This window comes from Rhodococcoides trifolii (genome assembly GCF_014635345.1).
GTDB lineage: Bacteria > Actinomycetota > Actinomycetes > Mycobacteriales > Mycobacteriaceae > Rhodococcoides > Rhodococcoides trifolii.
The window spans coordinates 108,838-135,830 of record NZ_BMCU01000001.1; the positions used below are offsets into that span (position 1 = coordinate 108,838).

A 26,993-nucleotide genomic window follows, 5' to 3' on the forward strand; every position below is an offset into this window, starting at 1 on the left:
TTCTGTCGATTCCGGCATGGCTCGATCGTCATGGATAGGAAAGCAACACACAACCACTGCCTGATCGGAGCACGACATGCGCTACACACTTCTTCTCACCAGTGAGGAACCGGCCGCCGGCGACATCCCGGACGACGCACGGACTGCCATGCAGGACGCGTTCGGCACCTACGGACGGGCGCTCGAGGCTGCGGGTGTCCTCGTCGCCGCCGAGGTGCTCGCCCAAACCTCCGAGTCGACGACGGTCACCATGCGCACCGGTTCGCTCCAGGTTCAGGACGGCCCCTTCGCCGAGACCAAGGAGGCCCTGGCGGGGGTGTTCGTCATCGACGTCCCTGACCTCGACGCAGCGCTTGCGTGGGCCGAGAAGTGCCCCGGAACCCAGTACGGAGTGGTCGAAGTACGCCGCGCTGCAACGTCGTTCGTGAACGGTGCATGGACCACCTGATGTCCGATCGTTCCGCAGGCTCCACTCCTGTGACCGACCCGCAAGGGCGGGCGAGCGACGCCGCCCGCACCTCGTACGGCCGCTTGCTCGCCGTCCTGGCGTCGTCCACCGGCGACATCGCCGGAGCCGAGGACGCACTTGCCGACGCGTTCGAGCGCGCACTGACCAGGTGGCCCGTCGACGGGGTTCCGCGCAACCCCGACGGATGGCTGCTGACTGTGGCACGGAACCGGTTACGAGACGGTTGGAAGTCCGCTGCGACGTCGACAAGCGTTCCGCTGGAACCACAGTCACATGAACGCGGTCTTCTCGACGACGTCGACCCCGACGCGATCGGCGACAGACGACTCGAACTGTTGCTCGTGTGTGCGCACCCCGACATCGACCCCGCTGTCCACACTCCGCTCATGCTGGACGTCGTCCTCGGGTTCACCGCGAAACAGATCGCCGCCGCCTTCGACGTGCCCGCGCCGACTGTCGCAGCGCGCCTCGGTCGCGCGAAGAAACGCATCCGAGAGTCGCGTATCCCGTTCGAGATTCCTGATCGCACACAGCTTCCCGCACGCATCGACGCCGTGCTGAACGCAATCTACGGCGCGTACGCCATCGACTGGCCCACCGCCGGAACACAAGTACGAGACGGTCTCGCCGAAGAGTCGCTCTACCTCGCCGATACCGTCGCCGCGATGATGCCGGACGACGCCGAAGCGCACGGACTGGCCGCGCTCATCGGGCTGTCGACGGCCCGGCTGAGAGCCCGCTTCGACGGCGACGGCCGACTGATACCGCTGGCCGAGCAGGACACTGCTCGCTGGAACACGACACTGATCGAACGGGCCGACGATCATCTGCGGCGCGCGCACGCCCTCCGCACGCTTGGACGATTTCAGCTCGAGGCAGCGATCCAGTCGGTGCACTGCGCGCGGCGATTTACGTCGACCACCGACTGGCACACCCTGCGCGCACTCCACGAGACCTTGCAGACCCTCGCACCGACCAACGGCGGCGCTGTGTCACTCGCGGCTGTTGTGGCTGAAATCGACGGTGCCGGAGCTGGACTCGCTGTGCTCGACACACTGAACGCACCCCGATTTCAGCCGGCGTGGGCCACGCGAGCTCATCTTCTCGCGAAACAAGGCGCGTTCGACGAGGCAGTCGTGGCCTACGACAAGGCCATCTCGCTGACGACCGACATCCCGTCGCGGCGGTATCTGGAGGACAAGCGGAACGCGTTGGCCACTTCCGTCGGCGATGAGCGGGATCCCGAGCATTCGAGACGGTAGCGGCCCACCCGTTTCACGCCGTCGTCATCTCCCGGACGATCCGAGCCACGATGTCGCCGGCGGGGGCGTCGGTCACGGCTCGCCAACCGGTCCCCGCCCAGAGGTTCGGCACGTCGGCCCGACCCGCGGCGGTCGCGGCGGCACGGAGCGGCCCGGTCATGGAGTTCAGCTCCGGGTAGCCGGCCGGCGCCGTGGCCGTGAACTTGTCGGCGAACTCGTTGGCCAACCCGCGAGCGGGGCGACCCGAGAACGCGCGAGTGACCATGGTGCGTTCGTACTCGCGATTGAGCAGCGCGCGCCGATGCACGGCGGTGGTCCCCGCTTCGGGACTGCACAGGAACGCAGTCCCCAATTGGGCTGCGACAGCGCCCCATCCGAGGGCCGCGAACACTCCGGAGCCGTCCATGATCCCACCGGCAGCGATCAGGGGGACGTCGACCGAGAGCCCGATGGACATCAGCAGAGACGGCAGTGACAGAAAGAATCCACCGCGCTCGTCGGCGGGGTCGTCGACGAACACCCCGCGATGTCCGCCGGCTTCGCTTCCTTGCACCACCAGCATGTCCGCCCCGTCGGCGACTGCGGTCTCCGCTTCGGAAATAGAGGTGACGGTGCCGATCATCTGCGCACCGATGGCCTTGACGCGGTCCGACAACTCGCGACCGGGGCTTCCGAACGTGACGCTGACCGCGGCCGGTCGGTGGGAGCAGACGATGTCGATCTTCTCGGCGATGTGGTCGTCGTGCCACGTCGGCGGGCCGACCTCGACTCCGAGCTCGGCGGCCAACGGCTCCAATCGTGCTCGATAGTCGTCCAGAACGGAGGGCGACGCGATCTGCTTCGACGGCAGAAAGAGGTTGACTCCGTACGGGTTCGAGGTCAATCGTTCGACCTCGGTGAGTTGCCGATCCAACGCGTCGGGCGTGAGGTTCGCGCCGGCAAGGAACCCGAGCCCACCCGCGTTGGAGACGGCTGCGGTCAGTTCGGGGGTGGACGGCCCGCCCGCCATCGGCGCGCACACGATGGGCAGGCGGGCTGGAAACAGGGCGGAGCTCATGGAGCCGACCCTACTTGCGGCCGGCTTTCCACTGCAGACCGAAGCCGTACATCTTGTCGAGATCAGCCTGGCTTCCCGTCACGTACTTGACTTCACGCTGCACCGACACAGTGCGGCCGTCGCTCTCGATGAGGGCAACCGCGCAGATACGGGCCTTGTTCTCGGCCGAGTCGAGGCGGACCTCCACCTGCGGGCCGGACGTGGGAAACAGCGTCACGACGCCGTCGACCGCAGCCCAGTTGGGCGCGCCCTGATAGATCATCGCGAACACCAGGACACGCCGAAACTGTTCCGGCCGAGCAAGATTGACGTGCATGTTCTCGCCGGCCGCGTTGGCACCGGACCGATCGTCGCCGTCCAGAAGGATGTACGGCGGCGTGTCCAACGCCCCGAAGCTGTTTCCGAGAGCCTGGATGACGCCTCTGGATCCGTCGGCCAGTTCGTAGAGACACCCCAGGTCCAGGTCGACCTGATTGGCCGACGCCGCCAGCTTCGCGAGGAACCCGCCCGACGGTTTCTGTGCCGTCCAGTTGAGGTTGACCCGCATCGGTCCTTGGCCGTCGCCGCCCTTCGCGAGGTTCACTCGAGGAGCAGCCTTGGTCAGGCTGATCGACGTGGGTTGCTCGGTGGAGGGAGGCGGGGTGCTGGTAGACGGGGCGCTGGGGCGCTTGGTGTAGTCGATGCCCATGGCTAGACGTTCACACCGAAATCCCGCGCGATGCCCGCGAGCCCCGATGCGTAACCCTGACCGACCGCCCGGAACTTCCACTCCGCACCGTTGCGGTACAGCTCGCCGAACACCATGGCGGTTTCGGTGGACGCGTCCTCGCTGAGGTCGTAGCGCGCCAACTCGGTGCCGTTTGCCTGGTCGACGACGCGGATGAAGGCGTTGCGTACCTGGCCGAACGACTGTGAACGGGCGTCGGCCTCGTAGATCGACACCGGGAAGGTGATCGTCTCCACCGTCGGCGGCACTGCGGCGAGATTCACCTTGATGACCTCGTCGTCGCCCTCGCCCTCGCCGGTGGTGTTGTCACCGGTGTGCTCGATCGAGCCGTCCGGGGTCTTGAGGTTGTTGAAGAAGACGAAGTACTCGTTGCCGGGCGCCTTCTTGTCCGCTCCGAGGCCGATGGCGCTGGCATCGAGGTCGAAATCCGTGCCGGTGGTGGTACGAATGTCCCACCCCAGTCCGACCGACACCGCAGTCAGGTTCGGTGCTGCCTTGGTGAGGGAAACGTTGCCGCCCTTGGTCAAGCTGACGCCCATGAGAGTTCCTTCCGCGTGCGAAATGTCCGTTTTCGGACCTGTCTCGCCAACGAAGGTGGTTCTCCTCGAGTTCCCGTCGGTTACAACTCGAACTCGGCAGGGTCGATGCCGACGGCATGGCATGCACCCCGTACCGCAGCCTTTTCGTGGTCGTCGAACGTACCGTCGGCCCCGCCGATGATGATGCCGATCTGGATCACCGCGCGGGCCTGATCCGGCTTGGACCTGAGCTTGCCGATGGTCGCCGTGGCCTCGACCTTGCCGAACTCGAAATCACCGGCAAGTTTGCTGCAGTACCACTCGAACTTTTCCTGCAACTCGGCCGGCGGGAAATGGCTCAGCGACTGATTCGACTTGATCAGTCCCGCCGTCTTGTCACGCTCGGCGGCGTCGATACTGCCGTCCGCAGCGGCGATCAGCGCGCACATGGCCATCGCGCCGTTCGCGAACTCCTTGTTCTTGAACTGACTCGTCTTGGTCGCGAGCTGAGTGTTGAGTTCTGCCGCTTTGCTTTTCAGTTGATCCCAGAATGCCATGCACGTTGAACGGGCACGCCGACGAGAAGGTTCCGCTATCCGCCGGCCTGGATCGAGACGTCCTGCCACTCGTTCCACTGGGCCAACCGAGACTCGTAGTCGGCGGTGGCAATGCCGAGAGGTGCCTCGCCGAAGAAGATTCGCAATGGCGGTGTCTCCGCGTCGACAATCTTCAAGATCACCGCCCGGGTGGCCTCGGGGTCACCCGGCTTGGCGGTACGGGAGGCCCGCTGCTTCTGCATCTGTTCGCGAGCATCGGTGTACGCGTCGAGGGGGGTCGCGTGCTTGGCGGAATCGCCGCTCCAATCGGTGGAGAATCCACCCGGCTCGATCAGGGTCACGTGGATGCCGAAGTCCTTCACTTCCTGCGCCAACGACTGGCTGAATCCTTCGAGCGCCCATTTCGACGCGTGGTACATCCCGATTCCAGAGAATGCGGAGATTCCGCCGATGGACGACACCTGGATGATGTGTCCGCTGCCTTGCTCACGGAGGAACGGCAGCGCAGCCTGGGTCACCCACAGAGCGCCGAAGACGTTGGTCTCGACCTGCTTACGGGCTTCGTCCTCGCTGAGCTCCTCGATCATGCCGAACTGGCCGTAACCGGCGTTGTTGATCACGATGTCCAGTGAACCGAAGTGCTTGTGTGCCTGCGCAACCGCGGCGAAGTCCGCCGCTCGATCGTCGACGTCGAGCTGGATCGGGAGAAGCGCGTCACCGTACTTCTCGACCAGGTCCTTCAGGGAGTCGGTATTGCGCGCTGTCGCGGCGACCTTGTCTCCACGGTCGAGGGCCGCGATGGCCCACTCTCGACCGAAGCCGCGGGACGTTCCGGTGATGAACCAGGTCTTCGACATTCTTCCTCCAGTGCGCGACGGGAATGTTCGGGGACGGCGCCCGTGCAAACGCCTCTCGGCGAGTGGTCGCTCGTAGCGACAAATGGGGTGAGGCCCGGGGCTTGCCGACGGACGCCGTCCGAGATGTGTAACGGCACCCCCGTCCGAACTATTCCGTGTACCAGTGAGGCGCCTTCGTCGACTCGTCCGCCACGGCGGAATTCAGTTGCGCCCTCGTCAGGAACAGCGCGCTCGACAGATCGGCACCCTGCAGGCGCGCCCCGCGAGGTCGGCTCCGATCAGGTCGGACCGGCGAAAGTTCTGCCCTTGCCGCGCACGAGTCCACTGACGTCCGTCAGCACGGTGTCGACTCGGGACCGGTGGGTGACCTTCTGCCCCGAGCCGCTGCAGTCGAACACGGCGCAGCCGGGCATGCCTCCCCGCCGTCCTTGTCGAACGCGAGGTCCGACGATCGGGATCACTCACGCGGCGGCTGCATGAACTCGATCGTCTCTCCGTCCGGACCCAGCGCGTACATCACGAGGGTGCCGGCTTTGGCGCCGCCGGCGATCGGCTGCGGCGTTCCCTGCGCCGTCCACCCGAACCCGCTGATCCGCGTCAGCACCGCGTCGATGTCGTCGACCTCGAAGGCGAGGTGCGCGAACCCGGGATAGAACGGCCGCGACGATGTCGGCGACCCCGGTGCATCGCGGTACTCGAGCAGCTCGACGGTCTGCCCCGCGAGCGAGACGACGGCCAGACGCACATGGGCGCCGTGTGCACCCGTCACCTCGCCGAGGAAATCGCCGCCCATCTCACCGGTGCGCTCGACGCTCGCGCCGAGGCCGTCGACCCAGAAGCGCAGCGAACCGTCCAGCGACAAAACCGAGAAACCGACGTGGTCGGCGCGACGGACCGTGAACCCGGGGTTGTCATCCATGGGTCCCAGTGTGCTCGACGCCGTTTCCCGGGTGAGACTGTCCACTACTTTCGGTGAATCCGCCACGAGGGGGCGTCGGGAACACCACCGGTGCTTCGGAATGCCGAGAGCTGCATCAGGTTTCGGTGCTCACGCACCGCCCACCACCCCGTTCTCGAACGCCCAGACGACGATGTGTACCCGCGTTCCCACGTCCAGCTTCCGGCAGATGTTGCCGACGTGCGTCTTCACCGTGCTCTGTTCGAGGTGCAGCGTCCGTGCGATCTCCGTATTGCCCATACCTCGGGCGAGCAAGCGGACCACGTCCATCTCACGCGTGCTGAGATCGTGGTCGGGTATCGGTCGAGGCGCGGGAGCCGTTCTGCGTCTGGCGAATTCGGTGATCAACCGTGGTGTCAGTCGCGGCGACAGCACCGCCCCACCTTCGGCGACGGTGACGACGGCACGAACGAGTTCGTCCGGATCGGTGTCCTTGAGCAGAAAGCCCGAGGCACCGATGTCGAGTGCGGCGAACACGTACTCGTCGAGGTCGAACGTCGTGATGATGATGACCCGAGTTTCCTCGTATCGGGCCAGGATCTCCTTCGTCGCCGACAACCCGTCTCGCTGCGGCATCCTGACGTCCATCAGAACGACGTCGGGTCGCAGATCCCTGACCTGTTGCACCGCATGGGTGCCCGATGATGCGTGTCCCACCACGGCGATGCCGGGGTGCCCGGCGAGGAACAATTCGAACCCCTGTCGGACGACGGGTTGGTCGTCGACGATCAAAACGTCGATCACGGGACTATTCTCCCGTCGACCGGCATGCGTGCCGTCACGCACCATCCACCGTCGTCGTTCGGACCGGCCTCGAGGTTGCCCCCGAGAAGCACGGCGCGCTCACGCATCCCGGCCAGTCCGAGACCTTGACCGTCCCGAGCAGCGGGTCCGTCGTGCCCGGTGTCGGAGACGGTCAGGTGAACCATGCCGTTGCGACGGCACAGTTCGATGTGCACTCGGCTTCCCGGCGCGTGCCTCATCGCGTTGGAGAGCGACTCCTGCACGATGCGGAAGCACGCCAGTTGCACTGCGCTGTCGACACTCTCGACATCGTCGGTGATATCCGTCGTCACGCTCCGAAGCGAGTGCGCCGACTGCTCGACGAGGTCGGCGATGTCGCCGACCATGGGCTGCGGCGGCGTTGCCTCGTCGGAGGAGTAACGGAGAATGCCGACGATCTGGCGCAGTCCGTCGAGCGTGCGCTGCCCGGAGGCGACGACGTCTCTCATCAGTTCCTGTGATTTCGCCGGGTCGTGGTCGATCAGCATGTCGGCCGATCGGGCCTGAACGATCATGGCGGTCAGGTGATGAGCCGCGACGTCGTGGAGCTCTCGCGCCATGGTGCGGCGCTCGTTCTCGACGGCCTCCTCGAGCCGGGCGGTGTGCTGCCGCAGTTCGGCGGTGTTGAGTTCGGCCTGAGAACGGTTGTGTGCGATAACCTTTCCCAGTGCCAGAAGCACCGTGTAGCTGATGACGATGTTCATCGTCGGAACGATCCATCCCGACGCCGTGGTCGAGCTGGCGAGGATGTCGCCGGCGATTCCCACGGCAATCGTGGCAACCAACCGGGCACCCGAGACCCTGATCGCGAGAAGCACGATCGAGCACCAGTAGAGCGGGGTGAATCCGAGATCGCCCACCGTCACCACGAGGGCGCACGTGACCGCGACGGTCACGAGGTAGGCGGCGATCGGGTACCTGCGACGGGCGCACTGTGCCGCCGTCATGAGCAGGAGAGCACCTGCGAACAACGGAGTTCCCCAGCCCTGCAGCTGATCCCGTCCCGAGTCCGCGATGCCGGAGGCGATCAGCAGTACCGTGAAGAGGAGCGACACCGCCAGGGCCGAACCGGGCACGACGACAGCGTGCTGTGGACGCCACCCTCGTAGGTTTCGCATGGTTCGTCCGAGCTTAGTCAACCAGCGCCCGAGATCCACGCACCCAGAGCGGACCGAAGACGAACCACCCCACCGTGATCAGACCGAGGTTCGGGATGACCTCGAGTAGTGCCTTGGATTGCGCGGGGGAGGCGACGGTGACCGAGAGGCCGAGCGTCACGGCCAGCGCGATACCCGCGGCACCCAACCACTTCAGAAACAGCCTCATCTCACGCCGGTACGCCTCGGGCCCCTTCTTCGGTGGCTTCTCCGGGGCCGGGCCGCCCGCGAATCGGTGCGCGAACCGCACGTCCAACCACGCCACCGTCGAGTGGGCGAACACCACGGTCCACCCGAGGTAGATACCGGCCAGCCGGTGGGCGAACCCGACCTCGCCTCCGCGGTGCAGGTCGAGCGCCACCGCGACGACGAGGATCAGGTCGAGAACGGGAAGCAGCGTCAGCATGAGCACACTCAGTGAGCGCCGGCGTAGGACGTATCTGCTGCCGAGGCCGCCGAGCACGAGCACCCAGAAGCCGACTTCGCAGACCGCGATGGTGATCAGAATCGGATTGTCGAGTTCCATGCCGGTCAGTGAAATGGTCCGGGACGCTCCCGACCAGGCCCAGACGCCCGAATCGGGCGATTACCACACCAAAGAAGGACGATTCGGTCCTCCGAAAGTCGTAGCAGAAGTCGCTGCTCGGATGTCGGTCCACACGACTACCGTTGACGCATTCACAGCAGATGGTCACGCAGGAGGACATCCGGTCATGGCAACAACCTCGGTGCCGAGTTCGGTCGACGCGACGGCACCGCGCCGCGGCCGCAAGCCCGACGCGAAGAGCCGCTTTCGCGAGGTTCCTCACCTCGCCGGGCTGGTGTTGGGTGTGCTGTCCATCCTGGTGTTCCTGTGGAGTATTTCGCCGCTTCTGCGTTTCGCCGTTCGCGTGCCGCGCGCGTGGATCGACAACTATCTGGTCGATGCACCCGACACGTCGCTGTCGTACGCGCTCGTCCTCGCGTTGCTCGCCGCCGCGCTCGCGAGCCGGAAGCGGATCGCATGGTGGATCGTCTCCGCGTACACCTTCTTGTTCGTGCTGGGGAACATCTCGCAGGTCGTCGACGACCCCGACGACGTCAGCGCATGGATCGCTCTCGCGGTGCACGCGGCGGTCGTGGTGGTACTGGTACTCGCCCGTCGAGAGTTCTACACCAGAGTGCGGCGGGGAGCCGCATGGAAAGCCCTCGGCGTTCTGATCGCCGGCCTCGCAGTGGGTTCGCTCGTCGGGTGGGGGTTGCTGTGGCTCTTCCCCGGCACGCTCCCCCGAAACGAGACCCTGTTCTGGGCGCTGAACCGGGTGAGCGCGCTGGCCGCTGTCGACAACGAGCAGTTCAGCGGCAACCCCCACGGATTCATGAACTTCCTGCTCGGACTGTTCGCGTTCCTGGCACTCGCCGTGGCCGCGGTCACGCTGTTCCGCTCCCAGCGCTCGGTCAACGCGCTCACCGGGAACGACGAGTCGCTCCTGCGCGGCTTGCTGGACCGTTCGTCGGCGGACGATTCGCTCGGGTACTTCGCCACCCGCCGCGACAAGGCGGTCGTGTTCGCTCCCAGCGGCAAGGCGGCGGTGACGTATCGGGTCGAGATGGGAGTCTGCCTCGCCAGCGGCGACCCGATCGGTAATCCCGAGGCCTGGCCGCACGCGATCGAGGCGTGGCTCGAACTGGCCGGGACGTACGGGTGGTCGCCCGCCGCGATGGGCGCGAGCGAAGCCGGCGCGACGGCCTACAACAGGGCAGGTCTGTCGGTTCTCGAACTCGGGGACGAGGCGGTGTTGAACACCCGTACCTACAGCGTCAGCGGCCCGGACATGCGGCCCGTGCGCCAAGCAGTCAACCGGGCACGGGCCAAAGGCGTGACCGTCCGCATCCGTCGTCACCGGGACGTTCCGGCCGAGGAGTGGCCGTCCATCATCGCCGACGCCGACGGCTGGCGCGACACCGAGACAGAACGAGGGTTCTCGATGGCCCTGGGCCGCCTCGGCGACCCATTGGACGGTAATTGCCTTCTGGTGCAAGCTATTCAGGACGAGGCCGGCAGTGAGCCTCGGGTGGTCGGGCTCCTGTCACTGGTCCCGTGGGGTCTGTCGGGAGTGTCGTTGGACCTGATGCGTCGACACCCGCAGGCGCCCAACGGGACTGTCGAGCTGATGGTGACCGAGCTGGCGACCCAGTCGGACCAGTTCGGTGTCACCAAGGTGTCGCTGAACTTCGCGGTGTTCCGCGCTGCGTTCGAGGAGGGCAGCCGGATCGGCGCGGGTCCTGTTCTGCGCGTGTGGCGTTCGACACTGATCTTCTTCTCGCGGTGGTGGCAGCTCGAGGCTCTGTACCGATCCAACCTGAAGTACCAGCCGGAGTGGGTGCCGCGGTTCCTGTGCTTCGAGGACAATCGTGACATCCCGAAGGTCGGCATCGCCTCGGCCATCGCCGAGGGTTTTCTGACCCTGCCGTCGTTCCGCGGCGCACCTCAGCACACCGGTGTGCACGAACAGGTTCCGGCCGGGATCGTCGGACTGCATGCGGACGGTTCTGCCCCCCTAGGCGCAGCACTCGACGACGAGGAAGCCGTGGGTCGCAGACGGCCCGAGCAGGTTCGGGTCCGTATGGCAAAGCTCGAGCGCCTGGCCGAGCAGGGTATCGACGCATACCCGGTCGCCTACCCGCCGACCCATACGGTAGCGGCCGCGGTCGGTTCGCCGCAGGGCACCACCGTGCGAATTGCCGGGCGGCTGTTGCGCATTCGTGACTACGGCGGCGTCCTGTTCGGAGTGGTGCGCGACTGGTCGGGCGACATCCAGGTGCTCTTCGATCGCGATCGCGTCGGCGACCGGCTCACCGAATTCGCCGCCGACTTCGATCTCGGTGACCTGATCGAGGTCAGCGGCGGCATTGGACGCAGTCGACGCGGAGAACTCTCGCTCCTGGCCACGGACTGGCGCATGAACGGAAAGAGCCTGCACCCGTTGCCCGACAAGTGGAAGGGACTGACCGACCCCGAATCGCGTGTGCGCCAACGGTACGTCGACATGGCGATCAACCCCGAGGCGCGCAAACTGATGGTGGCGCGCAGCGCGGTGGTCAAGTCGCTGCGCGACTCACTCGGTGACCGCGGGTTCATGGAGGTGGAAACCCCTATCCTGCAACAGATTCACGGCGGTGCAAACGCCGCGCCGTTCGTGACGCACATCAACGCGTACAACCTCGACCTGTATCTGCGCATCGCGCCGGAGCTGTATCTGAAGCGTCTGTGTGTCGGCGGTATGGAGAAGGTCTTCGAGATCGGCCGGGTGTTTCGCAACGAGGGTGCCGACTTCAAGCACAACCCGGAGTTCACCATTCTCGAGGCGTACGAAGCGCACAGCGACTACGAACGCGTGATGGTGATGTGCCGCGAGCTGATTCAACGCGCTGCGGTCGCGGCCCACGGTCGGGAGATCGTCCTCCGACCCGGTGACGACGGTGAGATGGTCGAAATCGACATCTCCGGTGAGTGGCCGGTGAAGACCATGCACGGGGCCGTCGCCGAGAAGCTGGGTGAGGACGTGTCCCCCGAAACGCCGCTCGAGGAGCTGCAGCGACTCTGCGACGCGCACGACATCCCGTACCAGTCGACCTGGGACGCGGGCGCCGTCGCGCAGGAGATGTACGAGCACCTGGTCGAGGACTTCACCGAGTTCCCGACCTTCTACACCAACTTCCCGACGTCGATGTCGCCGTTGACGAGGCCGCATCGCAGCATCCCCGGGGTGGCGGAGAAGTGGGATCTCGTCGCATGGGGAGTCGAGTTGGGCACCGCATACAGCGAACTCACCGATCCGGTGGATCAGCGCGCGCGTCTCACCGAGCAGTCACTGCTCGCCGCCGGTGGCGACGCCGAGGCCATGGAACTGGACGAAGACTTCCTCCAGGCCCTCGAGCGTGGAATGCCGCCGACGGGCGGACTCGGAATGGGCGTCGACCGGGTCGTCATGCTCATCACCGGCGGCAGCATTCGTGAGACGCTCGCGTTTCCGCTGGCCAAGCCCCGAACGTGACGCAGTTGTTTCACATGAAACAAACCATTGTGTTGTGTAGCGGGCTGGGCGGCACCCCTCTCGATTGGCTCGACACCGCGGCAATCCTGCGCCGCCGTGGTCACCACGTCGTCATCGTGGAGAGGCCCGGATACCGCCTGGACCATCCCCGGCCGGGATGGGTGCCGACGGTCCACGACGAGGTTGCCACCATTCTCCGCGCAATCGAGTCGGGTGCCGGTCCTGTCGTTCTCGTCGGCCATTCGATCGCGAGCATCTACACCGAGGCGTTCCTACGGCTGCACCCCGAGAAGGTGTCGCGGTTGGTGCTGCTGGACGCCGCGATCGAAAGTGCGCCACTCGGTGTGCTCCCCCGATCGGTGCGACTCCACGCCGCCCGAATGGGAGCGTCCGTCGCGGCGCAGACCGGCCTGCAGTATCTCGGTGCCGGCCCGAGCCGCGTTCTGCTCACCCGAGCTGTGCCACCCGACGGGTGGGATCCCGAAGTCGTTCGGCAGGTGCTCGCAATTTATCGACGGCCGTCGTTCCTGGCGGCGGCGATGGCCGAGTACGCCGTCTTCTCCGACCTCGTCGACGAACTCGACGAACTGCGTCGACAGGTTCCACTACCCACGTCCTCGGTCACCGTGGTGGCTGCGCACACCGGTTTTCCCACACCCTGGGGACGGTCGTGGGTTCGCCGTCAACGCGAGTTCGCCCGGTCGCTTCGTGCCCGGTTCGCCGTGGTCGAGCCGTCGTACCACCACATCATGATCGACCAACCGCAGCGCGTTTCGGACCTGTGCGTCGGGCCCGTCGTCTGATCAGCCGATCCGGCCGCCGACTGGCAGGATGAGCGCCATGAGACGCCTCGTATCCGCTCGGCTCGACGTCGACATCGTCGAACCCACGACTCTCGAGTTCCAGATCGCCGTTGCGCCGCACCCGGGGACGACGGTCAGCGAGACGTTGTCGTTCCTCCTCGACGGCACCCAGATCTACGCGCAGGAGATCAGCGGCGAGCACGGCAACCGCATTCACAAATTCGAGTGCGGCGTCGGCAACCTGCAGACGTACTACGACGCGACCATCGACGGGAACACGTATCCCGCGCCCGTCACCGACTACGACCAGTCCGTGTACCTGCGGCCCAGTCGCTACGCGGAATGCGACAAGTTCTTCGGCTTCGCAGCCACCGAGTTCGGCCAGTACTCGGAATCCTCCGTATTACTGGAGAAGGTCTCGGCCTGGGTCGGTGCGCGCTTGCAGTACGTTCCCGGCAGCAGCGACCCCATCGACGGTGCCGCCGACACGCTTCTCGCCGGTCGCGGTGTGTGCCGCGACTACAGCCACCTCGTCGTGGCGATGCTGCGGGCGGTCAACGTCCCCGCCCGGCTCGTCGCGGTGTACGCACCGGGCTGCGATCCGATGGACTTTCACGCCGTCGCCGAGGCGTTCGTGGACGGTGTGTGGCGCGTGGTCGACGCGACGTGCCTCGCACCCCGCTCGACGCTGGTGCGTATCGCCACCGGACGCGACGCCGCCGACACCGCGTTCCTCGACAACCACGGGGGTCGGATCATTCTGAACAGCGCTCAGGTGACCGCCATCGTCGACGGGCCGCTCCCGATCGACGACATCACCGAGCTCGTGTCGATCACCTGACGCCGTGCAACTTCTGCTGATCAGGCACGCACTTCCGGTTCGGTCGACGGCGGACGCCGATCCCGAGCTCACCGACCTTGGCCTCGAGCAGGCGAGACGAATCCCGTCCGGACTGGCTGCATTTCGTATCGCCCGCGTGGTGAGCAGCCCCCAGAAGAGGGCGGTGCACACTGCCGAGCCGCTGGCCGCGTCGACGGACCTCCCCGTGGACATCGTCGACGGACTGGCCGAGTACGACCGCGACTTCCCCGGCTACATCACCATCGAAGAGGCGCGCACGACGTTCCCTGCCGAGTTCGAGCGCATCAAAGCCGGTCACCTTCCCGCTGCCGTCGACGCCGACGCGTTCCGGTCCCGCGTTCTGGGGGCCGTCGCCGATCTCGTGTCGAGCTCGGATCACGACGCGACGGTCGCGGCATTCGCGCACGGCGGCGTGATCAATGTCGTCCTCGAGAACATCCTGCACACCCAGCGGCCGCTGACGTTCCCCATCGACTACGGCTCGATCACGCGCATCCTGTTCTCCCGCAGTGGAAGACGCACCGTCGCCGCGGTGAACGAGACTCAGCACGTGTGGGACCTGTTACCGCGCAACCGTCCATAGATTCACAATGGTTTCTTAAACTGCCAGGTGACGACGCTGTATGACGAACAACGCCGCCGCGGAGTGCGTGTTACCCACTTGTCACAGGTTAGCCTTGGCCTCACTATGGCCACTTCGTCTGCACACGGCTCGTCGCCGCGCACCGGTATCGTCGCGCGACCCGTCGTCGCCGTTCTTCTGATCGTCCTTCCGCTGCTGGTTGCAGGGATCTACGCACTCGTGAGCGGAAACGGGGTATCGGCAAGTTCGACGACCGGTACGTCCGAGGCGTCCACACCGACCGCCGACGGGGACACGGCGACCCCCGCCTCGGGCGATCCTCTGGCCAAGACGCGAACCGCGTTGACCGGCGCCTCACTGCCCCTCACGCTGCTTTCGAGCGGACTGACTCAGCTCACCGACGCTGCACCTCAGCTCACGGGGGGCGTCACTCAGCTCTCCGACGGACTCACCGTGGCGCGCACCGGTTCGGTGCAGCTGGCCGACGGCGCCGGCCAGCTCGACGCGGGCTTCGGTCAGCTGCGCGGCGGCATCACTCAACTGGGCGACGGCGCCCAGCAGATCAGTGGCGGCGTCGACACGGTCACCACCCCGCTTCTCGCCATCGGTGCGAAGCAGGCCGAGGTGACCGGCGTGATCGCCGACGTCGCCAACAAGATCGAGGCCGTGAACAATCCGATCACGACCGACGCCGCGAACCAACTACGCGGCCTGATCGACACCCTGAACACGCAGGGTGTCGGACCCAGCACGGTGGACCAGCTCAACCAGCTGCGTGACGGCGCCAAGCTCCTGGCTTTCCAGCTCGCCGACTCGTCCAGTGATTTCAACGTCGGCGTGTCCCAACTCGCGGACGGCGCCTCGCAGCTCTCCACCGGAAACGCACAGCTGCGCGACGGAATCGTCCAGCTCGACGACGGCGGCAAGCAGCTCAAGGCCGGCACCGATCAGATCGGTACTGCGGTGACCCCGATCAACGGCGTCGTCACCAGCCTGCAGACCAACGTCAAGACCGCCACGGATTCGCTCCCGGCCGCATCGGCCACCTCGTCGGCAACCACGACGACCGCCGACGGCCAGACGCAGACCACGCTCGTGGTCGGCAACACCGACACCGGCGCGTCGAACTATCTGCTCGCGGCCCTCGTGGCCGTCGGTGCAGTGGCCGGGGTGAGCCTGCTGAGGTTGCTCACCCGCGGCGGGCGCCTCGCGCGCCTCGCTCCCGTCGTCGCCGTTCTCGCACTCGCCGCGGCGACCTCGATCGCGTACTCCTACGTCGGTAGCGACCTCGGAGTCGGCGGGATCGTCGGCGGTATCGCGTTCCTGCTGTTGTCGTCTGCGGCCTTCCTCGCCGCAGCCGGAGCGATCCAGGTGCTGTTCGGTCGCGCGATCGGTCAGTCGGTGAACCTCGTGCTGCTCCTGGTGCAGTTGGTGCTGTGCGGTGCCGCGTTCGTCTCGTCACCCGACAGTTCCGTGTTCGGGAAGGCCGCGTCCTTCACCCCGCTGGGATGGGTCGGCACCGGGCTGGACCGCATTGCGTCCGGGTCGCTCGGCGGCACCGGGCTCTTGGCCGTGATCGTGATGGTGGCGATGCTCGGACTGTCCGGACTGGTCTACGCCGTGGTCAACCGGTCGGACGAGCCGCGGAACGTCGAGTACGCCTGACCCCCACAGCGGCGATCACGGCCGAACTGTTCGAAATTTTGCGTATCTCGAACAGTTCGACCGTGATCACCGAGACTCGGGGGTGAACCGGGTCAGACCACCAGCGTGAGCGGGTGAATCGCAACCTCGCCGAGATGCTGGCCGGCCTCGGCCATGGCCTGCTGGAATGCGGCAGCCTCCATGTGAACGTCGAGGTCAGCCTTGGACTTCCACGACTCGATGGTGACGAATGTGCCTGGCGTCGCCTGCGATTCGTACAGAACGTACGAAATGCAGCCCGGCTCGTCGCGGCTGGCGACAGCCAGCTTCGACAACGCGTCACCGACTTCCTTCTCGAACCCGGCCTTCGCCGGAATCGTTGCAACCACGCTGAGATCGGCCATGCTGTTCCCCCTCGGGAATCGAAGTGACTACTTTCGTAGGCTTGGTCATGAACGTACGCGAATCAGAAGGCCGAACATCGAGAAACGAGGCACCCCCGTGACATTCGGGCAATCGACAAGTGCGTCGGAGCGCGCAACGCGTCGGGAGTGGATCGGCCTGTCCGTCCTCGTACTGCCGATCGTCCTGGTCTCGATGGACATCTCGGTGCTCTATCTTGCGTTGCCGTCGATCGCGGACGACCTGAGTCCGTCCAGTTCGCAACAACTCTGGATTCTGGACATCTACAGCTTCATTCTCGCGGGCCTATTGGTGACGATGGGGTCAGTCGGTGACCGAATCGGAACGCGTCGGCTGCTGATGATCGGGTCGGCCATCTTCGGACTCGCGTCCGTGGCGGCAGCGTTCTCGCACACCCCCGAGCTTCTCATCGCGTCGCGGGTGTTGTTGGGGATCGGCGGCGCCACCCTCGCCCCGTCCACACTGGCTCTGCTGCGGATCATGTTCGTCGACCCCGTTCAGCGCGGCGCAGCCGTCGGCATCTGGACGGCCGGTTTCTCCGGCGGAGCGGCACTGGGCCCGGTCATCGGCGGAGTGCTGCTGGAGTACTTCTGGTGGGGTTCGGTGTTTCTGATCAACATCCCGATCATGGTGGTGCTGTTGATCTTTGCCCCGGTCGTACTGCCGGAATCGAAGAATCCGAACCCCGGCCGGTTCGATCCGGTGAGCGTCGTCTTCTCCATCGCCGCGATGCTGTCGATCGTCTACGCCGTCAAACACGCTGCCCAGGAAGGTGTCGACCTACAGGCGCTCGTCGTTCTCGCCGTCGGCCTCGTGATCGGGGCGTTGTTCGTGCGCCGTCAACGGGCCACCGCCACCCCCATCATCGACTTCACCCTCTTCCGGGTCCCCGCGTTCTCCGTCGCGGTCCTGGTGATCCTGGTGTCGGTGTTCGTCATCAGCGGCTTCAACCTTGCTCTCTCGCAATACCTTCAGCTGGTCAAGGGCCTCGGTCCGCTCGAGGCAGGGCTGTGGTCGCTCATCCCCGCGGTGGTGACGACCGTGGCGTCGGTGTCGGCACCATTGATCATGAAGCGTCGCAGTCCGGCGGTGATCCTGGTGGGCGCACTGATCGTCATGGGTCTCGGCAGCGCCGTCATTGCGTTCGTTGCCGTCCCCGGTGACACCGGCTCGGGTTTCACCCTGGCCATCCTGCTGATCGGCATGGCCGTCGCCGCGCTCGGGGTCGGGACCGGAACCACCCTGGGCTCGGACCGGGTGCTCGCGACCGCAGCACCGGAGAAGGCCGGCGCAGCCGGGTCGGTGTCGGAGACCGGCGCGGAGATCGGCGGCGCGCTGGGCATTGCACTTCTCGGATCCATCAGTGCCGCAACGTATCGCATCGCCATGGGCGACGAAGGAACCGTCGACAACACGCTGTCGGGCGCGTTGGCTACCGCCCGGTCACTTCCGGCGAACGAGAGTGCCGAGTTGGCCGACCGTGCACGAGAAGCCTACGTCGACGGCATCGTGGCGGCCGCCGGCTCGACAGTTCTCATCATGGTGGCGGCGGGCGTCACGGCTGTCGTTCTGTTCCGAAAGGGTCAGGCCGCATCGCGCAGGTAGTTCGCCAGCCAGGACGTTGCCGTGGCACCGTTCGGGTCGACTCGATAGTTGCGGTAGTCGGTGTGCACCTGCGAGCGGTAGAAGGTCTGAATCTGCTCGACCCGATCCTCGTTGGCTTGGTCCGTCAGCTGACCGGCCAGCGCGGGCAGGCCGCCGACCGCCGACAGGTCCGCGAGGAGCGCCTGCGCTTCCGACACGTACTTGCCGATTGCAGACGGCGTCGGATCGGACGAGACGGCGAGGAAACCGGCCAGACGCGCCACGAAGTCCTCACGCGGGGTGGAGCAGTACAGATCGCCGACCGCGCAGAACGTGCGCGTGACCGGACTGACGTAGCCGAACCCGCCGATGCGCGGACCGCCGACACCGGAGCCCACCACTTTCGGTCCGACCAGGGCGTCGGTGTCGGACCGCTTCGGGTCGGAGATCAGGCCGACCGCAGCGATCTTGTCCGCGGGGACGATGCCCGCGCCGGTTCCGATCGACGCGGCGAGGTCACCGGCGGCGTCGGCGCCCTGGCTGTATCCGATGATGCCGAACCGGGTTCCGGGGCAGGCGTCGGCCTTGGCCTTCAGCAGCCCACTCGCGTTCGCGACGGCCTGCGCCTCGGAGGCGCCGTAGGCATCGCCTTCCCAAGGGAAAGCCGTGGCGGGGTACGTGACGTAGTCGGTCTCGATGTTTCCACCGTCGATCGCGTTGGTGACAGCGGTCAACATTCCAGGCTTGGGAGCTTCGCCGACGCCCGTCTCCCAGGTTCCGGGGATGGCGACGACGTAGAGCGACGGGCACGAACCGGGCGCGGCGTGCGCCGTGGCGGCAGTGCCGACAACGCTGCCCGCGACGACTGCGGCAACGGCGCCGATCACCGCAACCGTTCTGACGGACAGGGACTTCGTGGCACGCATCTTTCGAACCCTCACTTCGTATTCACCCGACGATCGACATGCTCGCACTCCGCTGTGTCGAAAAGATGCACGAATGGTAAACGATCGTGACGAACAGGTGCCTGCGCTACGAAGTGCACACTGGAGAGATGAACCCGCTCAGCTCAGTTCAGCAACGCGTGGGCGAGAGCATCTTCGCTCGGGTCGCCGGCGACGAAGGTCCGGCTCGGCGCGACCGGATCCACCAGTCGGTCGGCCCCCGGCGCTACGGGCCCGACTCGGCCATCTATCGGGTGAACAGCGACGCGTCGATGTTCGTCGGCGGAATGCGGGCGCTTCTGCTGCAGTCGCTGCACCCGCTCGCCATGGCTGCGGTCGACCAGCATTCCGGCTACCGGGGTGACCCCTGGGGCCGCCTGCAGCGCACCAGTACCTTCCTCGCCGAGACCACGTTCGGGACGATCGAGGACGCGGACCGGGCCATCAAGATCGTGCGCGCAGTACACAAGCGCATCACGGGTACCGCGCCCGACGGACGGACCTACGCGGCGTCGGATCCGCACCTTCTCCGGTGGGTGCACGTCGCCGAGATCGACAGTTTCCTGCGGGCACACGACCGCTACGGCGCGCACCCGCTCGACGCGTCCGGTCGCGACGCCTACGTTCGCGAGACCGCATTCGTCGCGCGCGGACTGGGCGCTGTGGACGTACCCGAAACCACCGCCGAACTCGACGAAGTGCTCGCGTCGTACCGGCCCGAGCTGAAGGGAACTGCCGCGGCACGGCGGACTGCGCGGTTCATCCTGCTCAATCCGCCGATCCCCCTTGCCGTTCGTCCGGCGTACGGGCTGATGTCGTCTGTCGCCGTCTCGATGATGCCGCGGTGGACGCGATTGCCACTGAGGTTGCCGTGGCTACCGGTCACCGAGGCGACGGCTGTGCGGGGCAGCGGGATTGCGGTCACTACGGCTATTCGGTGGGCGATGGGTCCGGGGCCGGCGGCACGCGTACCCGCTTGATAGACGCGGCAAGCGACAGCACCGTGGTGGCCAAAATCCGGATAACCGACCTGACGGTTCTGTTCGTGGGTACGATCCGGGAAATGCCACCTATGCGGAGGTTTTTATGAAACGCGTTTCCCGCCTCGCCGTCCCGATTACCGCCGCCGCCATCGCCGTGACAGCCCTGTTCGGCGCACCGTTCGCGTCCGCCGCCCCTGCCACAATCTGCCAATACAAGGTGAGCAACTCACCTAACGGGCTCTTCATCCGATCCGCACCCAACTCGACCGCGCACACCATGGACAAGGTCCCCAACGGGACCGCCGGGGTCGGCAGCCTGGCCACGACGAACGGATTCAGATCGTTCCGCGGCGGGTGGGCCAGCGCCGCGTATCTGACACTGGTGTCCGGAACGTGCGTCTCGATCGGCACGTGACGAACCTGTAGAGGCGGCGCCTCGCGGCCGACGTTCGCACGCGCCGGCCAGAGGCCACACTTGCGATGTCGCGAGCCGCAGCCCCTACCGCTGAGGCGCCTGCGTCGGCACGATCGGCGACGGCAATGCAGTCTTCCCCTCGAGGTAGGTGTCGACGGCCGCGGCGCAGGACCGGCCTTCGGCGATGGCCCAGACGATCAGCGACTGTCCGCGTCCCATGTCGCCGGCGACGAACACGCCGTCGACGTTGGTGTTCCACTCGTTGGTCCGCGTCACGTTGCCGCGCTCGTTGAGATCGACACCGAGGTCGGTGAGCAGACCCGGCTTCTCGGGGCCGGTGAATCCCATGGCGAGAAGCACGAGGTCGGCGTCGAGGTGGAACTCGGAGCCCTCGACCTTCTCGAACTTGCCACCTCTGAACTCGACCTCGACGGCGTCGAGTCCGGTGACCTGCCCGTCCTGGCCCGTGAAGCGTTCGGTGTTGACGGAGAACACGCGTTCGCCACCCTCTTCGTGCGCTGACGACACCCGGAACTGCAACGGGTACGTCGGCCACGGCGTCGAGTCCGCACGGGTCTCCGGTGGCCTGGGCATGATCTCGAACTGGTGGACGCTCTCGGCGCCCTGACGGTGCGAGGTGCCGAGGCAGTCGGCGCCGGTGTCGCCGCCGCCGATGATGACGACCTTCTTGCCCTTCGCCGAAATCGGCGGCTGGCCGTTCTCGCCGAGGACGTCGTCGCCGAGCTGCACTCGGTTGGCCCACGGCAGGAACTCCATGGCCTGGTGGATGCCCCAGTATTCGCGTCCCTCGATCGGGAGGTCGCGTGCCTTCGTGGCGCCGCCCGCGAGCAGGACTGCGTCGAACTCCTCGCGCAGCTCGTCCGCGGTGACGTCGACGCCGACGTTCACTCCCGCGCGGAAGACGGTTCCTTCGGCCTCCATCTGTGCGAGACGACGGTCGATGTGGCGCTTCTCCATCTTGAACTCGGGAATCCCGTAGCGCAGGAGTCCGCCGATGCGATCGGCACGCTCGAACACGGTGACGGTGTGGCCGGCGCGCGTGAGCTGTTGCGCCGCAGCGAGACCGGCGGGACCCGACCCGACGACAGCCACCTTCTTACCGGTGAGGAACGTCGGGTAGACGGGCGCGACCCAGCCCTCGTCGAAGGCGCGGTCGATGATCTCGACCTCGACCTGCTTGATGGTGACGGGATCCTGGTTGATCCCCAGGACGCACGACGCCTCGCACGGCGCGGGGCACAGCCGACCGGTGAACTCCGGGAAGTTGTTCGTGGCGTGCAGCCGATCGATGCTTTCGCGCCACCGGTCCTTGTACACCAGGTCGTTCCACTCGGGAATCAGGTTCCCGAGTGGGCATCCGTTGTGGCAGAACGGGATTCCGCAGTCCATACAGCGGCTGGCCTGCGTCCGGAGTGTGTCCTTCGAGAAGTCTTCGTAGACCTCTTTCCAGTCCATCAGTCGTAGGTCGACCGGTCGCCGCGTCGGCAGCTCCCGTGCGGTGTTCTTCAGAAATCCCTGCGGGTCACCCACGAGCTGCCTCCATGATCGCCTCGTCGACGTCCGCGCCGTTCTTTTCGGCCTCGGAAATCGCGAGCAGTACCTTCTTGTAGTCGCGCGGCATCACCTTGACGAAGTGATTGACCTGCTGCGACCAGTCGCCGAGGATCGCCTCGGCCACAGCGGATCCGGTCTCCTCGTGATGGCGACCGATCGCGTCCTTGAGCCAGTTGAACTCCTCGCCCTCGAGTTCTTCGAGGTCGACGAGTTCGGTGTTCAGGTTGGCCTCGAACGTCTTCTTCGGATCGAAGACGAACGCGACACCGCCGGACATACCCGCGCCGAAGTTGCGTCCCGTGTCGCCGAGAATGACGACCTTGCCACCGGTCATGTACTCGCACCCGTGGTCACCGACGCCCTCGACCACGGCGACGGCACCGGAGTTGCGGACGCAGAAGCGCTCGCCCACGACTCCGCGGATCAGGGCCTCACCGCTGGTGGCGCCGAACAGGATCACGTTGCCGCCGATGATGTTCTCCTCGGCGACGAACCCGTCGGGCGCGTCCAGCGACGGCCGCAGGATCAGACGTCCACCCGACAATCCCTTGCCGACGAAGTCGTTGGCGTCTCCCTGCAGTCGCAACGTCATGCCTCGGGGTACGAACGCTCCGAAACTGTTGCCGGCGCTGCCGGTGAAGGTGATGTCGATCGTGTTGTCCGCCAACCCGTCCGCGCCGTAGACCTTGGTGAGCTCGTGCCCGAGCATGGTGCCGACGGTCCGGTTGACGTTCGCGATCTTCGTCTCGAACCGAACCGCCTCACCCTTGTCGAGTGCGTTGCGGCTCTGGGCGATCAGCTGCTGATCGAGTGCCTTGTCCAGGGAGTGGTCCTGGGTTCCGGTGTTGTAGAGGTCCTGGTTCATGAACGCCGACTCCACCTCGTCCAGGATGGGCGAGAGGTCGAGCTTCGACGCCTTCCAGTGCTCCTTCGCGGCAGTTGTGTCCAGCATGCCGACCTGACCGATGGCCTCGTTCAGCGTGCGGAAGCCGAACGCCGCGAGGTACTCGCGTACTTCCTCGGCGATGTACATGAAGAAGTTCTCCACGAACTCCGGTTGACCGGCGAAGCGCTTGCGCAGCAACGGGTTCTGCGTGGCGACGCCCACCGGGCAGGTGTCGAGGTGACACACCCGCATCATGATGCAGCCGGACACGACGAGAGGAGCCGTGGCGAAGCCGAATTCCTCGCCGCCCAACAGTGCGGCGACCATGACGTCGCGGCCGGTCTTGAGCTGACCGTCCACCTGGACCACGATGCGATCACGAAGTCCGTTGAGCAACAACGTCTGCTGCGTCTCGGCCAGGCCTAGCTCCCACGGCGCACCCGCATGCTTGACCGAGGTGAGCGGCGTCGCGCCGGTGCCGCCGTCGTGCCCGGAGATGAGCACCACGTCGGCGTGCGCCTTGGACACACCCGCAGCCACGGTGCCGACGCCCATCTCGGAGACCAGCTTCACGTGGACGCGCGCCGACGGGTTGGCGTTCTTCAGATCGTGGATCAGCTGAGCGAGATCCTCGATGGAGTAGATGTCGTGGTGCGGCGGCGGCGAGATCAGTCCGACGCCGGGCGTGGAGTGCCTGACCTCCGCGATCCACGGGTACACCTTGTGAGCCGGAAGCTGGCCGCCCTCACCGGGTTTCGCACCCTGCGCCATCTTGATCTGGATGTCGGTGCAGTTGGTCAAGTAATGCGACGTGACGCCGAAGCGTCCCGACGCGACCTGCTTGATGGCAGACCGTCGGGAATCGCCGTTGTCGTCGGGGGTGAACCGTGCGACGTCCTCGCCGCCCTCACCCGAGTTGGACCGTCCGCCGAGGCGGTTCATGGCGATCGCCAGTGTCTCGTGCGCTTCGGCCGAGATGGAGCCGTAGCTCATCGCACCGGTCGAGAAACGCTTCACGATCTCGGACGCGGATTCGACCTCGTCGACCGAGATCGCTTCGCGCCCTTCGGTCTTGAACTTGAACAGTCCGCGCAGCGACGCGAGCCGCTCGGATTGGTCGTCGACCAGCTTCGTGTACTCCTTGAACACCGAGTACTGCCCGGTGCGCGTGGCGTGCTGAAGCTTGAACACGGTGTCCGGGTTGAAGAGGTGGTACTCGCCGTCACGGCGCCACTGGTACTCGCCGCCCGTCTCGAGTTCGCGGTGCGCGCGTTCCTGCCTGTTGTCCAGGTAGGCGATGCCGTGGCGCGACGACACGTCGGCCGCGATCTCGTCGAGACCGATGCCTCCGAGCTGCGAGCGTAGCCCGCGGAAGTACTCGTCGACCACGCCCTGCGACAGGCCGATCACCTGGAACAGTTGCGCTCCGGTGTAGGACGCGAGTGTGGAGATGCCCATCTTGGACATCACCTTGAGCACACCCTTGCCGGCGGCCTTGATGTAGTTCTTCACCGCGGCGTCGTACTCGATGCCGGTGATGGAACCCCGGTCGATCATGTCCTCGATCGACTCGAACGCCATGTACGGGTTGACCGCTGCGGCGCCGAAGCCGACCAGCGTGGCCATGTGGTGAACCTCGCGGGCGTCTCCCGCCTCGATGATCAATCCGACCTTGGTGCGCGTCTTCTCGCGGACCAGGTGGTGGTGCACCGCCGCGACGAGGAGCAACGACGGGATCGGTGCGAGTTTCTCGCTCGACTCGCGGTCGGAGAGGACCACGATTCGGGCGCCGCCCGCGATGGCAGCAGAGACCTGCACGCGAATGGTTTCCAGCGCCGCGGCCAGACCCTCGCCGCCCTCGGCGACCGGGTACAGCCCGCGCACCACGACCGACCGGAGATCGGGCTGGCTGTTGTCGTCGTTGATGTGGACGAGCTTCGACAGCTGATCGTTGTGCAGGATCGGCGACGACAGGGTGATCTGCTTGCACGCGTCGGGACCGGGATCGAGCACGTCGCCCTCGGGTCCGATGGTGCCGCCGAGGCTGGTGACGACCTCCTCGCGGATCGCGTCCAGCGGCGGGTTCGTCACCTGGGCGAACAGCTGCGAGAAGTAATCGAAGATCAACCGCGGGCGAGTCGACAGGATGGCCACGGGCGTATCGGTTCCCATGGATCCGATCGCCTCGGCACCCGACTTGGCCATCGGCGCGAGGAGAACGTTCAGCTCCTCGGTGGTGTAGCCGAAGATCTGCTGACGGATCAGAACGCGATCGTGCGTCATGTGCACGTGCGGGCGGTCCGGGAGATCGTCGACGTGGATCAGGCCATCGTCGAGCCACTGCTGGTAGGGGTGCTCGGCGGCGAGCTCGTCCTTGATCTCGGCGTCGGACACGATGCGGCCCTTCGCGGTGTCCACGAGGAACATCCGGCCGGGCTGCAGACGCACCTTGCGCACGATCTTCGACGGTTCGATGTCCAGGACGCCGACCTCCGACGCCATGATGACGAGACCGTCGTCGGTGACCCACAAACGGCTGGGACGCAACCCGTTTCGGTCCAGGACGGCGCCGATGACGGTGCCGTCGGTGAAGCACACCGACGCCGGTCCGTCCCACGGCTCCATCAACGCGGAGTGGTACTGGTAGAACGCACGCCGAGCGGGGTCCATCGCGTCGTTGTGCTCCCACGCCTCCGGGATCATCATCAGGACGGCGTGCGGAAGGCTGCGACCGCCCAGGTGCAGGAATTCGAGCACCTCGTCGAAACGTGCCGTGTCGGAGGCCCCGTTCGTGCAGACGGGGAAGATCTTCTCGAGGCTGTGCTCGCCGAACACACCGTCCTGGATGAGCGCTTCGCGCGCCCGCATCCAGTTCTCGTTTCCGGTGACGGTGTTGATCTCGCCGTTGTGAGCCACCCGACGGAACGGGTGCGCAAGCGGCCACGACGGGAAGGTGTTCGTCGAGAAGCGCGAATGCACCAGTCCCAGAGCGCTTTCCACACGCTCGTCCTGCAGGTCGAGGTAGAACTGCTTGAGCTGCGGGGTCGTCAGCATGCCCTTGTAGACAATGGTGCTCGCGGACAGCGACGGGAAGTAGACGGACTCACGGCCCGGTGCGTCTCGGCCGGGTCCGTCGGTACCGAGCTCGTGCTCGACGCGCTTGCGCACCACGAAGGCGCGACGCTCGAGGTCCATGCCCGACAGAGTGCGGTCCTCGGACCCGAAGAACAGCTGACGGAACGTGGGCATTGCGTCACGGGCGAGTGCACCGAGTGCGCTGTCGTCGGTCTCGACCTCGCGCCAGCCGTAGAGCGTCAGACCTTCTTCGACGAGAATCTTCTCCACGCCGTCGACGGCGAGGGCAACTTCGGATCGCGCCTGGGGAAGGAATGCAATGCCGGTGGCGTACGACCCTTCCGGCGGCAGCTCGAAGTCGACGACCGCGCGGTAGAACGCGTCGGGAACTTGAATGAGGATGCCTGCGCCGTCACCGGTGTTCGGTTCGGCTCCCGCGGCCCCGCGGTGCTCCAGGTTGATCAGGGCGGTGATCGCCTTGTCGACGATGTCTCTACTACGGCGTCCGTGCATGTCGACGACAAATGCGACACCACACGAGTCGTGCTCGTTGACGGGGTCGTAGAGGCCGCGTGCTGCTGGGTAGCGGTGGCCGGGAAGTTGCATGGTGCCTTGCCTTCTGACGGGTCGAGCTGTGGTCCGCGGTCGTCCGACGAGCTCGGAGGACGCCGTGGAGCGAGGTGAGTGCGAACTCGTCGTTGAATCAGCACTCGGATCTTCTTCGGCAGCGGGATAGGCCGACGTGTTTCGGGCAGGGCTGGAACTGGTGGGTCCACCCCATACAGCCAAACGATAAGTCAGGAGTATGCGGATTCCGCAAATAAGGGCACGCTA

24 protein-coding genes are annotated in these 26,993 nt (G+C 66.0%); 10 read left to right on the forward strand and 14 right to left on the reverse strand.

The features are described from left to right. The first annotated feature begins 76 nt into the window (after nucleotides 1–76). A complete protein-coding gene (locus IEW02_RS00520; RefSeq protein WP_188542772.1) occupies nucleotides 77–448 on the forward strand; it encodes a YciI family protein in 372 nt (123 codons plus the stop codon). Beyond that, a complete protein-coding gene (locus tag IEW02_RS00525) occupies nucleotides 448–1,731 on the forward strand; it encodes an RNA polymerase sigma factor (RefSeq protein ID WP_188542773.1) in 1,284 nt (427 codons plus the stop codon). Before IEW02_RS00520 ends, IEW02_RS00525 begins: the two co-directional genes overlap by 1 nt. 13 nt (nucleotides 1,732–1,744) lie before the next feature. Here IEW02_RS00525 and IEW02_RS00530 read toward each other — a convergent pair whose 3' ends face one another. The 10 genes from IEW02_RS00530 to IEW02_RS00570 form a co-directional block, all read right to left on the reverse strand. Then, a complete protein-coding gene (locus IEW02_RS00530) occupies nucleotides 1,745–2,788 on the reverse strand; it encodes an NAD(P)H-dependent flavin oxidoreductase (RefSeq protein ID WP_188542774.1) in 1,044 nt (347 codons plus the stop codon). Nucleotides 2,789–2,798: 10 nt separating this feature from the next. Beyond that, on the reverse strand, nucleotides 2,799–3,476 hold the full coding sequence (locus tag IEW02_RS00535) for a TerD family protein (protein WP_188542775.1): 678 nt from the start codon (nucleotides 3,474–3,476) through the stop codon (nucleotides 2,799–2,801). A gap of 2 nt (nucleotides 3,477–3,478) precedes the next feature. Beyond that, nucleotides 3,479–4,054: a TerD family protein gene (locus tag IEW02_RS00540; protein WP_188542776.1), complete on the reverse strand. Its 576-nt coding sequence runs from the start codon at nucleotides 4,052–4,054 to the stop codon at nucleotides 3,479–3,481. An 80-nt stretch (nucleotides 4,055–4,134) separates the two neighbouring features. Beyond that, nucleotides 4,135–4,590, reverse strand: a complete 456-nt coding sequence (locus tag IEW02_RS00545; protein ID WP_188542777.1) for a tellurite resistance TerB family protein — start codon at nucleotides 4,588–4,590, stop codon at nucleotides 4,135–4,137. A 35-nt stretch (nucleotides 4,591–4,625) separates the two neighbouring features. Beyond that, nucleotides 4,626–5,447, reverse strand: coding sequence for an SDR family oxidoreductase (locus IEW02_RS00550; RefSeq protein ID WP_188542778.1), 822 nt, complete (start codon nucleotides 5,445–5,447; stop codon nucleotides 4,626–4,628). 278 nt (nucleotides 5,448–5,725) lie between these two features. Further along, nucleotides 5,726–5,860, reverse strand: coding sequence for a hypothetical protein (locus IEW02_RS25310; protein ID WP_268236686.1), 135 nt, complete (start codon nucleotides 5,858–5,860; stop codon nucleotides 5,726–5,728). Nucleotides 5,861–5,904: 44 nt separating this feature from the next. Then, on the reverse strand, nucleotides 5,905–6,366 hold the full coding sequence (locus tag IEW02_RS00555) for a VOC family protein (RefSeq protein WP_188542779.1): 462 nt from the start codon (nucleotides 6,364–6,366) through the stop codon (nucleotides 5,905–5,907). 129 nt (nucleotides 6,367–6,495) lie between these two features. Next, complete coding sequence (locus tag IEW02_RS00560; RefSeq protein WP_188542780.1) at nucleotides 6,496–7,149, reverse strand: response regulator; 654 nt, start codon at nucleotides 7,147–7,149, stop codon at nucleotides 6,496–6,498. Continuing rightward, a complete protein-coding gene (locus IEW02_RS00565; RefSeq protein ID WP_188542781.1) occupies nucleotides 7,146–8,264 on the reverse strand; it encodes a sensor histidine kinase in 1,119 nt (372 codons plus the stop codon). The genes IEW02_RS00560 and IEW02_RS00565 overlap by 4 nt, the downstream gene beginning before the upstream one ends. A gap of 55 nt (nucleotides 8,265–8,319) precedes the next feature. After that, nucleotides 8,320–8,871, reverse strand: coding sequence for a hypothetical protein (locus tag IEW02_RS00570; RefSeq protein WP_188542782.1), 552 nt, complete (start codon nucleotides 8,869–8,871; stop codon nucleotides 8,320–8,322). A gap of 187 nt (nucleotides 8,872–9,058) precedes the next feature. On the opposite strand from IEW02_RS00570, the gene lysX reads away from it, so the two are divergent. The 5 genes from lysX (at nucleotide 9,059) to IEW02_RS00595 (ending at nucleotide 16,295) form a co-directional block, all read left to right on the forward strand. Continuing rightward, entirely contained in the window at nucleotides 9,059–12,382 is a 3,324-nt protein-coding gene (lysX, locus tag IEW02_RS00575; RefSeq protein WP_188542783.1) for a bifunctional lysylphosphatidylglycerol synthetase/lysine--tRNA ligase LysX, read from the forward strand. A 14-nt stretch (nucleotides 12,383–12,396) separates the two neighbouring features. Then, complete coding sequence (locus tag IEW02_RS00580) at nucleotides 12,397–13,185, forward strand: alpha/beta fold hydrolase (RefSeq protein WP_188542784.1); 789 nt, start codon at nucleotides 12,397–12,399, stop codon at nucleotides 13,183–13,185. Between the two features lie 37 nt (nucleotides 13,186–13,222). Then, nucleotides 13,223–14,026, forward strand: a complete 804-nt coding sequence (locus IEW02_RS00585) for a transglutaminase-like domain-containing protein (RefSeq protein WP_188542785.1) — start codon at nucleotides 13,223–13,225, stop codon at nucleotides 14,024–14,026. Nucleotides 14,027–14,030: 4 nt separating this feature from the next. Further along, entirely contained in the window at nucleotides 14,031–14,630 is a 600-nt protein-coding gene (locus IEW02_RS00590; RefSeq protein ID WP_188542786.1) for a histidine phosphatase family protein, read from the forward strand. A gap of 105 nt (nucleotides 14,631–14,735) precedes the next feature. Next, nucleotides 14,736–16,295: a phage infection protein gene (locus IEW02_RS00595; RefSeq protein WP_188542787.1), complete on the forward strand. Its 1,560-nt coding sequence runs from the start codon at nucleotides 14,736–14,738 to the stop codon at nucleotides 16,293–16,295. 92 nt (nucleotides 16,296–16,387) lie between these two features. Here IEW02_RS00595 and IEW02_RS00600 read toward each other — a convergent pair whose 3' ends face one another. Further along, the gene (locus IEW02_RS00600; protein WP_188542788.1) at nucleotides 16,388–16,678 is read right to left on the reverse strand and encodes a putative quinol monooxygenase; all 291 of its coding nucleotides are present in this window, start codon (nucleotides 16,676–16,678) and stop codon (nucleotides 16,388–16,390) included. A gap of 97 nt (nucleotides 16,679–16,775) precedes the next feature. Here IEW02_RS00600 and IEW02_RS00605 point away from each other — a divergent pair, with 97 nt between their 5' ends. After that, the gene (locus tag IEW02_RS00605; protein ID WP_229745707.1) at nucleotides 16,776–18,302 is read left to right on the forward strand and encodes an MFS transporter; all 1,527 of its coding nucleotides are present in this window, start codon (nucleotides 16,776–16,778) and stop codon (nucleotides 18,300–18,302) included. On the opposite strand, the gene IEW02_RS00610 is transcribed toward IEW02_RS00605, so the two are convergent. Then, nucleotides 18,281–19,207: a cutinase family protein gene (locus IEW02_RS00610; RefSeq protein ID WP_188542790.1), complete on the reverse strand. Its 927-nt coding sequence runs from the start codon at nucleotides 19,205–19,207 to the stop codon at nucleotides 18,281–18,283. The two genes, IEW02_RS00605 and IEW02_RS00610, sit on opposite strands and share 22 nt — an antisense overlap. 128 nt (nucleotides 19,208–19,335) lie before the next feature. On the opposite strand from IEW02_RS00610, the gene IEW02_RS00615 reads away from it, so the two are divergent. Both IEW02_RS00615 and IEW02_RS00620 read left to right on the forward strand, forming a co-directional pair. Further along, entirely contained in the window at nucleotides 19,336–20,205 is an 870-nt protein-coding gene (locus IEW02_RS00615) for an oxygenase MpaB family protein (RefSeq protein WP_188542791.1), read from the forward strand. Nucleotides 20,206–20,311: 106 nt separating this feature from the next. Then, nucleotides 20,312–20,623: an SH3 domain-containing protein gene (locus IEW02_RS00620; RefSeq protein WP_188542792.1), complete on the forward strand. Its 312-nt coding sequence runs from the start codon at nucleotides 20,312–20,314 to the stop codon at nucleotides 20,621–20,623. 84 nt (nucleotides 20,624–20,707) lie between these two features. Here IEW02_RS00620 and IEW02_RS00625 read toward each other — a convergent pair whose 3' ends face one another. Together IEW02_RS00625 and gltB are read right to left on the reverse strand one after the other, a co-directional pair. Next, nucleotides 20,708–22,174, reverse strand: coding sequence for a glutamate synthase subunit beta (locus IEW02_RS00625; protein ID WP_188542793.1), 1,467 nt, complete (start codon nucleotides 22,172–22,174; stop codon nucleotides 20,708–20,710). Beyond that, on the reverse strand, nucleotides 22,167–26,765 hold the full coding sequence (gene gltB / locus IEW02_RS00630) for a glutamate synthase large subunit (RefSeq protein ID WP_188542794.1): 4,599 nt from the start codon (nucleotides 26,763–26,765) through the stop codon (nucleotides 22,167–22,169). The genes IEW02_RS00625 and gltB overlap by 8 nt, the downstream gene beginning before the upstream one ends. Nucleotides 26,766–26,993: the final 228 nt, after the last annotated feature.

Bases quoted from the DNA above. Each gene is read 5' to 3' on its own strand.
- IEW02_RS00615 (WP_188542791.1), top strand. From the start codon at position 19,336: ATGAACCCGCTCAGCTCAGTTCAGCAACGCGTGGGCGAGAGCATCTTC.
- IEW02_RS00525 (WP_188542773.1), top strand. From the start codon at position 448: ATGTCCGATCGTTCCGCAGGCTCCACTCCTGTGACCGACCCGCAAGGG.
- IEW02_RS00620 (WP_188542792.1), top strand. From the start codon at position 20,312: ATGAAACGCGTTTCCCGCCTCGCCGTCCCGATTACCGCCGCCGCCATC.
- IEW02_RS00555 (WP_188542779.1), bottom strand. From the start codon at position 6,366: ATGGATGACAACCCCGGGTTCACGGTCCGTCGCGCCGACCACGTCGGT.
- IEW02_RS00570 (WP_188542782.1), bottom strand. From the start codon at position 8,871: ATGGAACTCGACAATCCGATTCTGATCACCATCGCGGTCTGCGAAGTC.
- lysX (WP_188542783.1), top strand. From the start codon at position 9,059: ATGGCAACAACCTCGGTGCCGAGTTCGGTCGACGCGACGGCACCGCGC.
- IEW02_RS25310 (WP_268236686.1), bottom strand. From the start codon at position 5,860: ATGCCCGGCTGCGCCGTGTTCGACTGCAGCGGCTCGGGGCAGAAGGTC.
- IEW02_RS00545 (WP_188542777.1), bottom strand. From the start codon at position 4,590: ATGGCATTCTGGGATCAACTGAAAAGCAAAGCGGCAGAACTCAACACT.
- gltB (WP_188542794.1), bottom strand. From the start codon at position 26,765: ATGCAACTTCCCGGCCACCGCTACCCAGCAGCACGCGGCCTCTACGAC.
- IEW02_RS00595 (WP_188542787.1), top strand. From the start codon at position 14,736: ATGGCCACTTCGTCTGCACACGGCTCGTCGCCGCGCACCGGTATCGTC.
- IEW02_RS00585 (WP_188542785.1), top strand. From the start codon at position 13,223: ATGAGACGCCTCGTATCCGCTCGGCTCGACGTCGACATCGTCGAACCC.
- IEW02_RS00600 (WP_188542788.1), bottom strand. From the start codon at position 16,678: ATGGCCGATCTCAGCGTGGTTGCAACGATTCCGGCGAAGGCCGGGTTC.
- IEW02_RS00550 (WP_188542778.1), bottom strand. From the start codon at position 5,447: ATGTCGAAGACCTGGTTCATCACCGGAACGTCCCGCGGCTTCGGTCGA.
- IEW02_RS00520 (WP_188542772.1), top strand. From the start codon at position 77: ATGCGCTACACACTTCTTCTCACCAGTGAGGAACCGGCCGCCGGCGAC.
- IEW02_RS00580 (WP_188542784.1), top strand. From the start codon at position 12,397: ATGAAACAAACCATTGTGTTGTGTAGCGGGCTGGGCGGCACCCCTCTC.
- IEW02_RS00540 (WP_188542776.1), bottom strand. From the start codon at position 4,054: ATGGGCGTCAGCTTGACCAAGGGCGGCAACGTTTCCCTCACCAAGGCA.
- IEW02_RS00535 (WP_188542775.1), bottom strand. From the start codon at position 3,476: ATGGGCATCGACTACACCAAGCGCCCCAGCGCCCCGTCTACCAGCACC.
- IEW02_RS00530 (WP_188542774.1), bottom strand. From the start codon at position 2,788: ATGAGCTCCGCCCTGTTTCCAGCCCGCCTGCCCATCGTGTGCGCGCCG.
- IEW02_RS00610 (WP_188542790.1), bottom strand. From the start codon at position 19,207: ATGCGTGCCACGAAGTCCCTGTCCGTCAGAACGGTTGCGGTGATCGGC.